At 41.0% G+C, this 16443-nt stretch carries 14 protein-coding genes; 12 read left to right on the forward strand and 2 right to left on the reverse strand.

Annotation, left to right across the window (positions count from 1 at the left end):
- Positions 1–126: 126 nt before the first annotated feature.
- From pxpB to BN1068_RS05565, 11 genes are all read left to right on the forward strand, one after another.
- Complete coding sequence (gene pxpB / locus BN1068_RS05515) at positions 127–861, forward strand: 5-oxoprolinase subunit PxpB (protein WP_077601826.1); 735 nt, start codon at positions 127–129, stop codon at positions 859–861.
- Positions 858–1628, forward strand: coding sequence for a LamB/YcsF family protein (locus BN1068_RS05520; RefSeq protein WP_077601827.1), 771 nt, complete (start codon positions 858–860; stop codon positions 1626–1628). Before pxpB ends, BN1068_RS05520 begins: the two co-directional genes overlap by 4 nt.
- Entirely contained in the window at positions 1625–2584 is a 960-nt protein-coding gene (locus BN1068_RS05525; protein ID WP_077601828.1) for a 5-oxoprolinase subunit C family protein, read from the forward strand. Before BN1068_RS05520 ends, BN1068_RS05525 begins: the two co-directional genes overlap by 4 nt.
- Positions 2585–2692: 108 nt before the next feature.
- Complete coding sequence (locus BN1068_RS05530; protein ID WP_077601829.1) at positions 2693–3268, forward strand: hypothetical protein; 576 nt, start codon at positions 2693–2695, stop codon at positions 3266–3268.
- A 281-nt stretch (positions 3269–3549) separates the two neighbouring features.
- Positions 3550–4989 (forward strand): RNA-guided endonuclease InsQ/TnpB family protein, encoded by a 1440-nt coding sequence (locus BN1068_RS05535; RefSeq protein ID WP_077601830.1) that lies wholly within the window; start codon positions 3550–3552, stop codon positions 4987–4989.
- A gap of 451 nt (positions 4990–5440) precedes the next feature.
- Entirely contained in the window at positions 5441–6598 is a 1158-nt protein-coding gene (locus tag BN1068_RS05540; protein ID WP_077601831.1) for a thiolase family protein, read from the forward strand.
- A gap of 14 nt (positions 6599–6612) precedes the next feature.
- The gene (locus BN1068_RS05545; protein WP_077601832.1) at positions 6613–8232 is read left to right on the forward strand and encodes a long-chain fatty acid--CoA ligase; all 1620 of its coding nucleotides are present in this window, start codon (positions 6613–6615) and stop codon (positions 8230–8232) included.
- A gap of 135 nt (positions 8233–8367) precedes the next feature.
- Entirely contained in the window at positions 8368–9324 is a 957-nt protein-coding gene (locus tag BN1068_RS05550) for an NAD(P)H-dependent flavin oxidoreductase (RefSeq protein WP_077601833.1), read from the forward strand.
- 40 nt (positions 9325–9364) lie between these two features.
- Entirely contained in the window at positions 9365–10141 is a 777-nt protein-coding gene (locus BN1068_RS05555; RefSeq protein ID WP_077601834.1) for an enoyl-CoA hydratase/isomerase family protein, read from the forward strand.
- 39 nt (positions 10142–10180) lie between these two features.
- Entirely contained in the window at positions 10181–11119 is a 939-nt protein-coding gene (locus BN1068_RS05560) for an MBL fold metallo-hydrolase (protein ID WP_077601835.1), read from the forward strand.
- A gap of 117 nt (positions 11120–11236) precedes the next feature.
- Positions 11237–12061, forward strand: a complete 825-nt coding sequence (locus BN1068_RS05565) for an aldo/keto reductase (RefSeq protein ID WP_077601836.1) — start codon at positions 11237–11239, stop codon at positions 12059–12061.
- 263 nt (positions 12062–12324) lie between these two features.
- On the opposite strand, the gene BN1068_RS05570 is transcribed toward BN1068_RS05565, so the two are convergent.
- Together BN1068_RS05570 and BN1068_RS05575 are read right to left on the reverse strand one after the other, a co-directional pair.
- Entirely contained in the window at positions 12325–14376 is a 2052-nt protein-coding gene (locus BN1068_RS05570) for a catalase (RefSeq protein WP_077601837.1), read from the reverse strand.
- Positions 14377–14921: 545 nt separating this feature from the next.
- Positions 14922–15719: a Cof-type HAD-IIB family hydrolase gene (locus BN1068_RS05575; protein WP_077601838.1), complete on the reverse strand. Its 798-nt coding sequence runs from the start codon at positions 15717–15719 to the stop codon at positions 14922–14924.
- 158 nt (positions 15720–15877) lie between these two features.
- On the opposite strand from BN1068_RS05575, the gene BN1068_RS05580 reads away from it, so the two are divergent.
- Positions 15878–16318: a hypothetical protein gene (locus BN1068_RS05580; protein WP_077601839.1), complete on the forward strand. Its 441-nt coding sequence runs from the start codon at positions 15878–15880 to the stop codon at positions 16316–16318.
- The last annotated feature ends 125 nt before the right edge of the window (positions 16319–16443 follow it).

Below are 16443 nucleotides of genomic sequence, written 5' to 3' on the forward strand. Positions count from 1 at the left end.
TGGCTCAGTCTGCCGGTTTTCTTTTAAATTCAGTATCTCTTCAACTTAAATTATTCGTTTCTGCAAAAAATAGGTGTACAATAGAAATGCAGAAAGTTCAGAATAAGGAAGGACAGGTGATGAATTATGTATTCCATTCAATTGTACGGAGACCGGGGAGTACGTGTCCAATTTGGCAATACCATTGACAGACAGGTAAATGTGAACGTTCATCGCTTTACCAGTCTGTTAGAAAATTATCCAATGGAGGGAATCACAGAGTGGATCCCTGCGTATACCAGTGTGACGATTTATTATAATCCGGACGAAACCACATATATAAAGCTTGAAAAACAGCTGAGCCAGTTACAAAAAATAATGAGTGAAGCAGATCCTCCAGCTGCCAGAAGGATAACGATTCCCGTATGCTATGAAAAAGAAATTGCTATAGACATGGACGATGTGGCTGCCTATCATAATCGTTCCGCCGAAGAGATAATCCGTCTGCATACAGAGCCGCTATATTATGTCTATATGATGGGATTTATGCCTGGCTTTCCTTACTTGGGTGGTTTATCTGAAAAGCTTGTTACGCCAAGGCTGGAGAACCCAAGAAAGAGAGTGGAGCGGGGATCAGTAGGTATTGCTGATCAACAGACAGGAATTTATCCGCTGGATTCGCCGGGAGGATGGAGAATTATTGGGAAAACACCGGTACCTCTTTATGATGCACGGAAAGAGAACAAAATTCTTATCCGATCCGGAGATACGCTCCAGTTTGAAGCGGTTGATTCAGAAACCTATTATAAAATAGAAGATGCAGTACAAAACGGAGACTATCAGCCAAAAATAAGTGAAGAGAAGGAAGGTGATCCATCATGAATTTGTCTGTAGATTTGAATTGTGATTTAGGAGAAAGCTTTGGTGCATACCGAATCGGGCAGGATAATGAGGTGATGGAATGGATTACCTCTGCCAATATTGCCTGCGGTTATCATGCTGGAGATCATAATGTGATGCGGGAAACAGTAGAAAAAGCAGTGGAAAATAACGTAGCAATTGGTGCTCACCCCGGGTTATTGGATTTACAAGGATTCGGCCGGCGAAAGATACAGGTGACACCGGAAGAGGTTTTCAATTTAATGGTTTATCAGATTGGTGCTATGAGAGGATTTGCGGAAATCTATGGAACCAGGATCAGTCATGTTAAACCTCACGGTGCTCTCTACTCGATGGCTGCAGCAGATAGAGCTTTAGCTTCTGCAATTGCGGATGCAGTCTATCGGATTGATAAACGTATGATTTTATTTGGTTTAGCCAATTCAGAGCTTGTCGGAGAGGGGAGAAAGAGAGGGCTGCAAGTTGCAGAAGAAGTGTTTGCAGACAGAACGTATCAGCCAGACGGCACCCTGACACCAAGGTCAGCTCCGAATGCACTGATTCATGATGTGGATTTAAGTCTAAGCCGTGTTATCCGAATGGTGAAAGAAAGGAAAGTAAAAGCAGTGGACGGAACAGACGTAGCTATTCAGGCCGATACAATTTGTGTTCATGGCGACGGGGCACAGGCAGCTGTTTTTGTGAGAAAGCTGGCAGAGGCATTATCTGGCCAGCATATACAGATACGTGCGGCAGGTGAATCAAGTTGAAAAAAATCTTTGAAGTAATCAAACCTGGTTTATCTACGAGTATTCAAGATTTAGGCAGAATTGGCTATCAAAAATACGGTATTCCAACATCTGGCGCAATGGATTCCTTTGCACATCGTGTTGCTAACCTGCTCGTAGGTAATCAAGAGGAAGAAGCAACGCTTGAAATTATGCTGATGGGCCCCCAGCTGAAAATTTTACAGGATACTGTTGTTGCAATCAGTGGTGCAGATTTGTCGGCAACAATCGATGGGAAGCCTCTATATCCATGGAAATCCTTCCGTGTTTACGCAGGACAGATATTATCGTTTGGCAGACCAGTTAACGGGACGTATGCTTATCTTGCAGTAAGCGGCGGATTTTTTGCAGAGGAAGTAATGGGAAGCAAGTCAACTTATGCACAAGCAAATATTGGCGGATTAGATGGAAGAATCCTGCAAAAGGGAGATACCCTATTATCAGCAGATGTGGAACTGAAATCTATCCGGGCTGGAAGATATTTAAAAAAGACAGATGTTCCAAATTATGAACAGCATCGGCCGATTAGAGTAATTGCAGGACCAGATATATTTGCTTTTTCCGATAAAACATATCAGCAATTTTATCAGGAAAGCTACCGCATTACGGAACAATCGAATCGAATGGGCTACCGGTTGGAAGGAAAAGCATTGTCTCATGCTGACAGAGCAGATATTATTTCAGATGCTGTGCTTCCGGGAACAATACAGGTTCCTGCGAACGGGCAGCCGATTGTGCTATTATCTGATCGGCAGACAACGGGAGGTTACGCGCGAATCGCTACGGTTATTACAGCCGATATTCCACTTCTTGTGCAAAGGAAAATCGGTTCAGAGATTCAATTTTTATCCGTATCCTTAGAAAGAGCGCAGGCAGATTATCTGCAGCAGCAGCGCTATTTGAAGCTGCTGCGGACAGCCTTGCAGCAGTCCATTTAAATGAAGAAGGCTATCTTAATCACACCAGCTGGTTTAAAGGAAAGCTTTGATACAGTAAGGTTCCATGGTAAAGTAAAGATAACAAAATAATATGGGAGTCTGTCAATAATGAGTAAACAATTTATCAGCCGGGCGTTAGTCACCTGTATCATCTGTTTCACAATTATTCATTTCATCACCTATTTTTTTCACATTGATATTCTTTTAACGCTGCTGGTATTCTTTGGATTTGGAATTATTTTATTTGGGGCAGTTTACTATGGGCCATTGCATTTAAAGATGCCATTAGGGCTATTTTTAACTGGTGTGATTATCTTCCTTACTGTTGATGCCTCTTTTACAGCAGGGATGCGGGAAGGTTTATTGCAAATGCGCAATATGGTTGGGTTATTAGTTGTCATACCAATGGTCAGCTGGGTCCTGCGGGAGGAAGCTTTTTTAGAATCCGCTATCAGCTATGCACATGATTTCGTGAATACCAGTAAAAAATTTTACTTTGGTATAATTTCTTTCACACAAATTATTGCCTACTTCCTTTTGTTTGGTGCAATTCCCATGCTGTATCAATTTGTATCTATGATATTAAAGGATGAAAAAGGAGAAGCATGGGAGAGATATAGAGGAATAGCTGCCTTTTGCCGATTATTTTGCCTTAAGCGGCTCCAATGGCCTGAGAGGGTTTAAAAACGGCTTTCAGTTCAATGGCATTTTCGCGGTTGTTCTATCATTTCGGCCAAGAGGATTCCTTCTTCAAAAAATTTCATCGGATTTTAGAAGGAAGGTGAATTGGCGGTTTTAATACTTCATCCATTTAGCTGTTAAGAAAATCCAAAGAAATATCTAACAGCATAAACATACCATGAACAGTGCAAAAAAGTTGTTATCCCCTTTCGGAATAGTGGTATTTTCCCCCCTCCTATGATATAATTTTAGGAACAAATGTTCTGTTAGGAGGTGGAAATGAAATGGCTGTTTATCGAACCCTGCAAATTTGGGTGAAAAAAGGACACCGGATGCATCCGTATTTTCAAAATATGTGCCAAAACGCAAAGAATATGTATAACATAACCAATTTTTACATCCGTCAGATTTTTACAGGTCTCAAACAAGAAAAGGAGCTGCAGCCGTTACAAAAAGAAGTATTGGAAAGCCTCCAGACCCACTTGCCTGCAATCAATGCGAACCAGCTGCAAGCTTACCAAAAGAGGAGTGCGAAAGAACAGAAAAAAGCGAAGTCAGAACAAAAAGAAATTAAATGTCATTTATTTGAGATGCCCTCTAAGGATAAACCATCTATTCATTATCCTTTGTTGGATGCGTTGTTTAAATCGATGAAACAGATCGATTATCAGTCCCTGCCGATCCAATCGAGTCAAGGCATCATGAGAACAGTTTTTCAAAACTGGAAAGCATTTTATGGCAGTTTGCGGGAATATAAAAAGAACCCAATAAAATTTAGTGCACGTCCTAACATACCGTCCTATTGTCGTTTAAAAGAAAAAGAAGTCATCTTCTCCAACCAGAATTGTGTGGTAAAAGATAATAAATTCTTGAAATTCCCTAAAACAAAATTATGTCTGAACATTGGAAAATTAGGTTATTCAGAAGGGAAACTGAAGCAGGTTCGGGTGATTCCAAAGTATAGCCATTATGTTGTAGAGTTAGTTTTTCAGGTTCCTATAGAAGTAGAGAAGAAAGAATCCAAAAATCGTCTTTTAGCTGTTGATTTAGGGATTGATAATCTTGCAACCATCGTCACGAATACCGGCAAAAGAGCTGTCTTAGTGAAGGGCAAAAACGTCAAATCCGTCAATCAACGCTTTAACCAGCTAAAAGCTTATTATACAGGTATCCTTCGACAAGGAAAACAAGGCAATGAAGGTACCTTTACATCCAAACGATTGGAGCAAATTAGTCATAAACGATTTCTTCAAATCAAAGATCTCTTTCATAAAGCCAGTTTTCAAATCGTGAAAATAGCCTTGGAAGAGGATATTGATACGATTATTATCGGGCAAAATAAAGATTGGAAACAATACGCCACAATGGGGAAAAGGAATAACCAATCCTTTACAAGTCTTCCGCATACCCTGCTTATTCAAATGATCACATACAAAGCAGAGAAGCAGGGAATAACCGTGTTGTTGACAGAAGAATCTTATACGTCGAAGGCAAGCTTTCTCGATAACGATGATATCCCTGTTTATGGTCAAAAAAATAAAAACGCTGTATTTTCAGGGAAACGCATTAAACGAGGCCTTTACCTTTCGAAAAAATGCGAACGCATCAATGCAGATGTAAATGGCGCTGCAAATATTATGCGGAAAGTTTTCAAAGATGCCTTTCATCACAGCTTTTCCAGTATAGAGGCTTTACAAAGACCACTATCTTTAACCATAAAATAAAAGTAGTCCCAAAGGCAGGACCAATGGGATAGCGGGGTTGGGTGTTTTCAGCACACCGGTGTGTCAACTCCACTGGCGGTTAATCGTCATCTTGAAAGTCGACACCCCAGAAACCCCCACTTCAAATTTCAATAGAAATAAAGTGGCGGGAGTATTCATTCAAGTGATGACCTATGTAGCAGGTTAATTTGATAGAAAAACTGTGAATCCGCACATCCTTTGCCAGTATAGGAGTAGTGTGCGGATCTCAGCTTAAACTGTTATTTTGTACTTGACATTCAATTTTTAACAACATAAAATTATCTTTGAAAGCGTTTACTTAAAATGTAACCATTTAACTACTGGTAAATGATGCAAATACGACATGAAATTTCTGCAGACTTTTCGGAAACAGATTTGTTTTTAGTAACAAGGGGTTATATCCTTTCAAAATGAAAAAGGGGGACAATTAATGCGGGATGCTGTCATTGTTGAAGCAGTACGGACACCGATTGGGAAACGGAATGGTTTTTTTAGTGAAATAAGAGCCGAGGAATTAGCTGCAGCGCCTTTAAAAGAGTTAATACAAAGAACCAATCTGGATGCAGCATTGATTGATGATGTTATTATGGGGTGCGTAACTCAAACAGGAGAACAGGCGGTTGACATTGCCAGGCAGGCGGCGCTTATTGCGGGTTATCCGGCCAGCGTGCCAGGGACGACGATTGACCGGCAATGCGGATCGAGTCAGCAGGCAATTCATTTTGCTGCACAGGCAATCATCAGCGGTGATATGGAAATCGTTATTGCAGCCGGCGTAGAGAGCATGTCCCGTGTACCAATGGGAAGCAACCATCAGGGGGTAAAGTGGAATAATGTTTTACAAGATCAATATGATATGGTTCATCAGGGGATAGCAGCGGCTAAAATTGCGGAAAAGTGGGGTATTTCCCGCCATGAAATGAATGAGTATTCATTCAAAAGTCATTATCGTGCGATTGAAGCACAGGAAAAAGGCTATTTTCGTCAACAAATGATGCCGATTTCCGTTAAAAGAGCTGATGGAACAACAGCTCAATTTTATCAGGATGAAGGACCAAGAAAGAATACTTCCATGGAGAAGCTGGAGGCATTACCTGATTTATTTACAGAGAACAGTGGAATTACGGCAGGAAATGCCAGTCAAATGAGTGACGGGGCAGCAGCACTTCTGATTATGTCTGAGGATAAAGCGAAGAAGCTTGGCTTTATCCCGTGTTTTCGTATTTTGGCACGTAATGTGATTGGTTCTGATCCAACAGAGATGTTAACGGGTCCAATTGAAGCTACCAGGCAAATCCTAAAAAAAGCGGCTTTATCCTTAGAGGATATTGATGTTTTTGAAGTTAATGAGGCATTTGCATCGATTCCGCTGATGTGGATGAAGGAACTAGGCGCAGATGAAGAAAAAGTAAATATCGATGGTGGAGCTATTGCCTTGGGGCATCCATTAGGCGCAAGCGGAGCCAGGCTGATGGTGACGATGCTGCATACGATGGAGCGGCTCGAAGCCCATTTTGGCCTGCAGACAATGTGTGAAGGACTGGGTATGGCTAATGGAACGATTATTGAACGATTAACGAGAGAATAGGGAGGAATGTTAAAATGATGCAAGCACAGCTGAATTTAACAACAATGGTCAATCATGCAGAAAAATATTTTGCTGATAAAACAGTTATTTCACGTACCCTGGGCGGAGTTCAAACCATCCCATACAGAAAAATAACGGAACGGATTCGCCGATTGGCGGGAGTTTTAAAGGACTTAGGTGTGGAAAAAGGAGATCGGGTCGGAACGATAGCCTGGAATCATCATCGTCATCTGGAGGCATACTTTGCTATTCCAACAATGGGAGCAGTGCTGCATACGATTAATATTCGTGTTTCTCCCGATGATCTGGCCTATATTATCAATCATGCAGAGGATAAAATATTGCTGGTTGACGAGGACTTATTCCCGTTAATTGAACGCGTTAAAGATCAAATTGCTGGTGTAGAAAAAATTATTGTCATGACGGATAAAGATGAATTACCTGAAACAACTTTAACAAATGTTGCATCCTATGAAGTATTACTTAAAGATGCAGATCCGGGTACAGAGCTTTGTGAGGACATTAATGAAAATGACATGGCCGGCTTATGTTATACATCAGGAACTACCGGCAGACCTAAGGGTGTTGCTTATTCACACCGGGGGATTTATTTACATAGCTTAGCCCTGGGCTTAAAGGATACTGTAGGACTGTCAGAGGAAGATATTGCAATGCCTGTAGTGCCTATGTTTCATGTGAATGCCTGGGGAATGCCATTTGCTGCGTTATGGTTTGGAACAACACAAGTGTTGCCGGGACCGATGCCGACTCCGCAAATTTTAGCTGAATTAATGGAAGAGCATAAGGTTACAATGGCAGCCGGAGTACCGACAATATGGCTTGGTTTTCTGGAGGCATTGGAAAATGGAAATTATGATACAAGCAGTCTGCGCTGTATACTTTGCGGCGGCTCAGCTGCTCCGAAAGGGATGATTCGTGCGTTTGAATCAAAATACAAGATTCCTTTCGTTCATGCGTATGGAATGACAGAAACTTCGCCAATTGTGACATTAGCCCGTTTAAAAAGCTATCAGCAGGAGCTTGATGAAGAAGAACGTCTGGAATTACGCTCCCGCCAGGGCATGGTCGTACCCGGGATTGAGGTTAAAGGTATTAATGAAAATGGAGAAATTCCATATGACGGGGAAACAATAGGCGAGCTGTTAGTTAAAGGCCCTTGGATTGCAGATTCCTATTATAAAAATGATCGCAGTGCAGATTCTTTCCGTGATGGCTGGCTGCACACAGGAGATGTTATCAATATTGATGAAGAAGGCTCTGTAAAAATAGTTGACCGTACAAAGGATATGATTAAAAGCGGCGGTGAGTGGATTTCCTCGGTAGATATAGAAAATGCTCTAATGGCGCATGATGCCATATATGAGGCATCTGTTATTGCTGTTCCTGATCCAAAGTGGCAGGAGCGCCCGGTGGCATGTGTGGTATTAAAAGAAAAGGAAGCACTGACAGAAGAAGATGTGAAGCAATTTTTAGAGCCGCAATTTGCGAAATTCTGGATCCCGGACCGTGTTTTATTTATGGAAGAGATTCCGAAAACCTCCGTCGGGAAATTCTTAAAACGGGCGCTGCGTGATCAGGTAAAAGAAATGCTTTCCTTATCTGATCCATCCTGACGAGATAAAAATGTACTTAGGCAAGAGGCGTCTATGTATTCTTTGCTGTGAAAAGTAAGAAAGATATAGACGCTGCAGTATTTTTACAAACGGGAGATATATGGTTCGTTTTCTCATATTAAAGGAGATGTTCAGATGCAAATGACGGATATAAAGAAAAGAATGGAACTGCCGGTTATAATGGCTCCGATGTTTTTAATTTCCAACCCTGATATGGTTGTCGGTGCTTGTGAAGCTGGGATTATTGGCACATTCCCGGCTCTTAATGCACGTACAAAAGAGGTTTTAGACAGCTGGATGGCAGAAATCAATGAGAGATTACTAGAAAAGGCAGAAGCAGATCCAACTGCGAAAATAGCTCCCTGGGGAATAAATTTTATCAGTCATTCCTCTAATAAAAGATTCTATGAGGATTTGGAATTAATCGAAAAGCATCAGCCGCCTATTGTTATTACATCCTTAGGAGATCCTTCACCTGTTGTCAAAATTGTTCATAACTATGGCGGACTTGTTTTATCAGATGTTACGGATATAAAGTTTGCTAAGAAAGCATTGGAAAAAGGCAGTGATGGATTAATTTTAGTAGCGGCAGGAGCAGGAGGGCATGCAGGAGTTTTAAATCCATTTGCTTTTATAGACGAAGTGCGCAGCTTCTTTGATGGACCGGTGGCGTTGGCAGGAACGATTACAAAGGGAGAGCAGATATTGGCAGCAGAATTGCTGGGAGCTGATTTTGCTTATATTGGTACGCATTTTATTGCGACGGCTGAGAGTGGAGCAAATACTGCTTATCAGGACGCTATTCTTCAATCTGCCGCTGCTGATATTATTTATACACCCGCTTTTAGCGGTATACCAGCCAATTACCTGATACCGAGTATTGTAAAGGCAGGTCTTGATCCAGAGAATTTACCGAAAAAAGCCGGGCTTGATTTTAAGAAGCTTTCCGATTCATCTGCCAGGGTCTGGAAGGATATCTGGGGAGCCGGTCAAGGGGTCGGCGGAACCAGGAAAAAACAATCTGTAGCGGAAGCTGTGGATGAACTGAAAATGACGTATAATCGTGCCAAAAATATTCATCAGCTGTCTTGATAAAAATCGTATGCTGGCATAGATGAAGGAGTGATATATGATGACAGATGCAGTAAAATATGAAAAAAAAGAATCAATTGCTTTTATTTCCATGAACCGTCCGGAAAAACGTAATGCTCTTTCGATTGAAATGGCGAATGGTTTTGTAGAAGCATTGAAGGATGCCGAGAGTGATCCTGCTATTAAGGCAGTTATTATCAGCGGAGAAGGAAAGATATTTTCAGCAGGTGGTGATTTAGAAGTACTGCATACACTGGATAACAGTGTGAAAATAATGGAATATATGAAGCAGGCAATGGAAATTATCCAAGTAATCCGGGAGCTTGATAAATATGTGATCAGTGCAGTCCATGGTTTTGCCGCCGGGGCAGGGTTCAGCATCGCTGTTGCCGCAGATTTTATCGTAGCGAAAAAGGATGCAGCCTTTGTATGCAGCTTTACCAATGTTGGAATTATTCCAGACCTGGGTTTATTAAAAAAACTAACAGATAATCTGCCAAGTGCAGTGGCGAAGGAATGGATTTCTTCCGGGAGACCGGTACCAGCAGAAGAAGCGTACCATCGAGGTATTGTAAACAAGGTAACAGAGGGAGATGTGCTGGAAGCGGCCATCGAGTATGCCGGCTTCCTTGTAAATGGACCACCGCTTGCTAATAAGTTTGTAAAACATATGGTGAACCATGCGGATGAATGGAGCAGCGGCACAAATGATTTGCAGGAAACAGCGATTCAGACCCTGTTGCTGCAATCGGAGGATAATAAAGAGGGCATTCAGGCATTTTTTGAAAAAAGGAAGCCGGCATTTAAAGGGAAGTAATTGATAGAGAACCCGATTTCTAAAAAGGAAGTGATCTCCATGATAGATGAATTAGGAATCAAACAGATCAGATTAGCATTACCTTTTCGGCTGAATCATGTAAATTGCTTTTTAGCCGAGGAGGAGAACGGTTATAAAATTCTGGATACCGGACTGCATAATGAAGAAACAGAGAAAGTATGGGATAAAGAATTAGCAGGAAAACAGGTTACCGATATTATTATTTCACACTATCATCCGGATCATTTTGGCTATGCGGGAAAGCTGCAGAAAAAAACGGGAGCGAAAGCCTGGATGCCGGAAATTGATTTACAGATAGCTCTTCAGGCCTGGGAAAAGCCCTTTTTGGAAAATCTGCAGGAAAACTACCAGCGGTCAGGTATTCCAGAAGATATAGGCAGGACACTGGCAGAAAATACAGCCTCATTTGCACCGCTGGTGATGCCCTATCCAAAGGTACAAAATTTATTAAAGGAAGGGAACACGATTCAATTTGGAAAATATGCCTATGAAATGATACACACGCCAGGTCATTCGGACGGTTTAGTCACCTTTTATAACCGGGAGAACAGCGTACTTTTGGCAACAGATCATATCCTGCCGAAAATTACACCAAATATCTCGTACTGGTTTCATGGTGACCCCAATCCTTTAGAGAATTATCTGAAATCCCTGGAAAAGATAAAGAAGCTGGATGTAGAATGGGTTATCCCTTCTCATGGAAGTCCATTTCAGGATGCATCGAAGCGGATTTCTGAAATTAAAGCACATCATGAAGAGCGACTAGACACCCTGCAGGAAATGCTTAAAAACAGATTGACTATCTATGAAACAATGGAAAAGCTTTTTTCAAAACAGCTGACTGTGCATGATACCCGGTTTGCAGTTGGAGAAACAGCAGCTCACCTGGAATATTTACGTTTGGCGGGTGAATGTGAACGGGAATTAGTTGAAGGTGTCTATATCTATCATACTTAGATTGGATATGGGTTGATTGAACTTCTTGAACCTCCTCTTACAGATTCCTTTCACTTTCCTTTCCGGTGTCAGTTATTATATGATGTAAGAAAAGTCGGGAAGGGAAGGTTATTAAATATGAGTGGACATTTGCAGGATACAGTTACTTTGAACAATGGTGTAGATATGCCCAAATTTGGTCTGGGTGTATATAAGGTAGAGGAAGGCCAAGTTGCAGTAGATGCAGTGAAAATTGCATTGGAGCATGGCTACCGCAGTATTGATACAGCTTCGTTTTACCAGAATGAGGTCAGTGTCGGACAGGGAATAAAGGAATCCGGCGTGCCAAGAAAAGATATTTTTCTGACATCAAAAGTATGGAATGATGAACAAGGCTATGAATCTACCTTGGAAGCATTTGAAAGAAGCCTGAAAAAATTAGATACGGATTATCTGGATTTATATCTGATTCATTGGCCGGTGAAAGAAACATTTGTGGATACCTGGAAAGCGTTAGAAAAGCTTTATCACGATGGACGTGTCCATGCAATCGGAGTCAGTAATTTTCATATTCAGCATTTAGAAAGACTGCTTCCGGAAGCGGAGGTTATACCGGCAGTTAACCAGGTTGAATTCCATCCGCATTTAACACAGGAAGGATTACGTGCATTTTGTGAACAGCAGGGAATCCATCTGGAAGCATGGTCTCCGTTAAAGCGCGGCCAGCTGTTAGATCATCCAACCCTTGTCTCTATTGCAGAAAAGTACGGAAAGAATACAGCACAGGTGATTCTGCGCTGGGATATTCAGCATAATGTGATTACCATCCCTAAATCAGTTACCCCTGAACGGATTGTCCAGAATGCAGCAATTTTTGACTTTGCATTAACAGAAGAAGAAATGAAGCAGATTGATGCTTTAAATGAAAATAGCCGTTCTGGAACTAATCCAGACGACTATTAATAAATAAAAATGCTCCGCAAAGGAAACTTTTCAGTGCGGAGCATTTTTTGTTTTCTACATAGGAATTTATAGAATTATTGCCTTGTGAATTACTATTTATAGAAAAGCAGCCGCGTCCAGCTCCAAGCGCCAAAAACTAGGAGATTTCACGTCGCGCCCTACGATAAGTCAACATCGGTTCGTCACCTCACCGTGTTTCCTTTATCTCAGTTACGCCGCTCCAATCTCTACGTTTTTAAGCAGGCGCTCTGCGCTTTTGTTTTCTACCGGTCCCAAAAACGCTGTTTGGCCATCGCATTCACAAAGGCATTATAGAAACCTTTGTTTGGCGACTTACTTGTTAGAACACCAGGACGATTCTGGAGGTGGATTTCTTCTATCCATTCTGCTCCTTCGCCAATACCTCCAATCGGCTTATAATGGTTAAACTGATCTACAATAAATTGATTCGCCATAAAATGAAAATCTCTTGTAGCATAAGGTCCGCCAATAACGAATAAACCGTCATACAGCAGAGGGGACCCTGTTAGAAATGTATCATTAACGGAAATCGTATCTCCGCCAGTGCCTTTTAGTGTTCCAAGTTTACTGCTTACAAAGACAGGCTGCAATCCCGCTTTTTCCCATGAAGCCATAGCAGCTTCCAAGGCATTGCTGTCATATTGTTCATCAATAATAACCCCGACCTTTAAGGTATCTGCTGTAAAAACCGTATTTCTCATACTTAGAGCCGGTGAGGAAGCGGTGACATTGGATTCCTGAATATCCTCCGGCGGGGCTGGTACTCCAACCTGTTCAGCAACAGAAACAGCCAGCGGTCTGCTGATATGAGCAATATTGCGAATCACACGTTCACGAACGGCCGGTGTTTTCACTTTCCCAAGCTCAAAGCTGAATGCCTGCAGGATATGACTCTTTTCCACATCACTCATACTGTTCCAGAAAAGCTTTGCCTGTGAAAAATGATCTTCAAAGCTGGGAGCGGTTTTACGCACTTTTTTCCCTTCAACGAGAGATGGATAGGTGACAAACCCCCCTTTATCACCCGGGACAGTATAAGGCGTATTATCAGCAAGATAATTTTGATGATAAGCAACCTGCCCTTTATCAATAACATAACGCGCTGCACCATCACGATGATTATTATGTGCTGTGTGAATAGGACAATTAATCGGGATTTGCTTGAAATTCGTGCCTACCCGGTAAAATTGTGTATCTGCATAGGAGAACAATCTGCCCTGCAGGAGCGGATCATTGGTAAAATCAATACCTCGAACAATATTTCCCGGATGAAGCGCAACCTGTTCTGTCTCTGCAAAAACGTTCTCGACATTTTTATTTAAGGTCATTTTCCCAATTTTTTTAAGGGGAATAAGCTCCTCCGGCCACAGCTTGGTAGCATCTAAAATATCAAAGTCAAAATCAAACTCCTGGTCCTCGCGGATAACTTGAATACCAAGCTCGTATTCCGGGAAATTTCCTTTTTCAATATTCTCCCATAAATCCCGCCGGTGGAAATCCGGGTCAGCACCGCCAATTTTTTGGGATTCATCCCAAATGAGCGAGTGCATCCCTAAGGTTGGCCGCCAATGAAATTTACAAAAATGTGATACGCCTTCTTTATTGACGAGACGGAATGTATGCACACCAAAGCCCTGAATCATGCGAAAACTGCGCGGGATAGTACGGTCGGACATAATCCACATCATCATCGCCGCCGATTCTTCGTTACTGCCGATGAAATCCCAGAACGTATCATGCGCTGTCTGGCCTTGAGGAATCTCATTATTTGGTTCCGGTTTTAGTGCATGAATTAAATCAGGAAATTTAATGCCGTCCTGAATAAAAAAGATAGGAATATTATTGCCGACTAAATCAAAATTCCCTTCCTCCGTATAAAATTTTGTTGCAAATCCGCGCACATCACGTAATGTCTCGTTGGCTCCCCTTGATCCGGCAACCTGCGAAAAACGGACAAATGTAGGTGTTTTTCTGCCGGCCTCCTGTAAGAAATGAGCCTCTGTTAAATCAGATTGTGATTCATAGCATTCAAATATTCCGTGCGCTCCATAGCCGCGTGCATGAACATTTCTTTCTGGAATACGTTCTCTATCAAAATGCGAGAGCTTTTCACGGTAAATAAAATCCTCCAAAAGCTGTGGTCCGCGATCTCCGGCACTTAATGTATTTTCATCATCTGAAATTTTAACTGATTCATCCGTTGTCATTGGTTTTCCTTCGTTGTCCCGATAGAATTTCTCCAGCTGTCTGATTTTTTTATTTTCCTCCGGTTTCCGGTTATTACTATCTGTCATGTATATCCTCCCTTTTAGACGAATTTCTTCACAGTAATAGGATTATATTCGCTTGAAAATGGATATATGACTGGAGACAGAGAAGGATAAATATCCGTTTTATTTTACGTTATATTTAAAATTATTAGATTACTTTTTAGTGTTTTTATACTAATATTAGAAGTAGAAAGATACTGGAAAGGAGAGAGCATATGGGATGGATTAATTTTGTTATTTTTATTATTTTGGCTGCAGCGGGATTGTGGGGGTGGCTTTCCAGAGCGAAATGGATGGAAGAACAGTCTAAGAAAAACAAAAAGTCTTAATATATATTTTAATACGAGGGGAAAAGAGAACGGCTTATAATGATGGAGAAAATTGGTATGAAAAAGAAGGAACGTTGAAATAACATATTAAAAAGCTGATGCGTATATGGATCTTATCTCTTTGGTATTCTTAAAGCTGAATTATTAAATGAAAAACGATAATAGAACAAAAAACTTCATTCAATAAGAAAGTCGGACTCTTTCCTAAATGAATGAAGTTTAATATCTTGTCATGGGATCTCAGTCTTTTGGCAGCAGGCCAACCATTTGTAAACCGTATAAAATACCATTGTCACTTACATCCTTCGTAACGTACGCAGCTGTTTCCTTTACTTCAGGCAAGGCATTTCCCATAGCGACACCATTAGGAATCATTCTAAGCATTTCCAAATCATTTAAACCGTCTCCAAATGCGTATTGTCTTTCTGGAGGGAAATCAAGATACTCAAGTAATTTTTTGATACCAATTGCTTTAGAAACGCCTTTTGGAAGAACATCTACAGATTTGGGATGCCAGCGGATAAAATCAAAATCGGTAAATGTTTCCTGATAGGTTGCCTCTTCTCCTTCTGTGTTGAACAGAAGCCCCTGGTAAATTTTATTGTGCTTCACAAAATCCTGCTCCTGTGATGGGTAAGCATCTACCTTTAATGTTGAAATACTTTCTTGTATATATGGATGATCATTAGGGACATTGGTTGTCATTCTTTTATCATTCATATAAACAACAGGATGATTTTTATTTAAAGCAAATGCTGTTAATTCATCCAGAGCTGCCGGACTTATAGTATTTGCATAGATAACTTCTCCGCGGAACACAACATATTGTCCGTTGTAGCATATGTAAGTGTCAATATCTAATTCTTTTCGTAAATCTTCAAATAAAAATTTTGCCCGGCCAGTGGAAATAGCAACCTCATGACCAAGTTCTTTCAGCTTGAAAATTGCTTTTTTAGCGGATTCAGGAAGTGTTCTTTCTTCTTCTGTCAACAGTGTTCCGTCAATATCGAAAAAAATAATGCTTTTATCTGGTACCATCTAATCCCTCATTTCACCTTCATTATACGTTTCCTATTATGATGGAACTTCTGTCCAGATTCAACTGAAGACCTCTATATACCTGATTCGATTATTCTTCACAAACATATGCAAATCGCTTACAATCAGAATAGATAAAGAAATGAGGAGTTAATTATATGAAACGCCTAGTACTGCTAATTGTAATATGTACTCCACTTTTTCTGGCCGGCTGTTTAAGTCCTAACAGTGCCAAGGTAGTGGGAGATATGTATGAAGCTGCCCTTATGGATGAGGAAGAAAATGTAGCTTCTTACTTTTCAGAGGAATATTTAGAAGCCCATCCTATAAAGGAATTAACGAATGAATCAGCAGAGGATGTCCGGACAATGTATGGGGTAAACATGATGAATATTACACTTATTCGTGACCGGGAGCTGCAGGATAATTACATAGAATCAATCGGATTATCGGATGACCAGGATTTATTTGTTGTTACAGCGCAAACAGATGAGACGGAAGTGATGGTCTGGATTGTTGAACGCGGAAAGACCCAGTATACGATTATTCAGGGAGAACGGTACGACTTCGATACATATAATGAAAAAGTACTTGATTAAAAGTATGGTAGCTCACCATGTTTTTCGTATGAAAACGAGCCAGAATGTTTTTCTAAAATATTTCCATAGAGCATGTTTTAAACTTCCACTGCATAGGATATAGAAATCGTTGTAAGATGGAGGGA

This window comes from Oceanobacillus sojae (assembly GCF_900162665.1).
GTDB lineage: Bacteria > Bacillota > Bacilli > Bacillales > Amphibacillaceae > Oceanobacillus > Oceanobacillus sojae_A.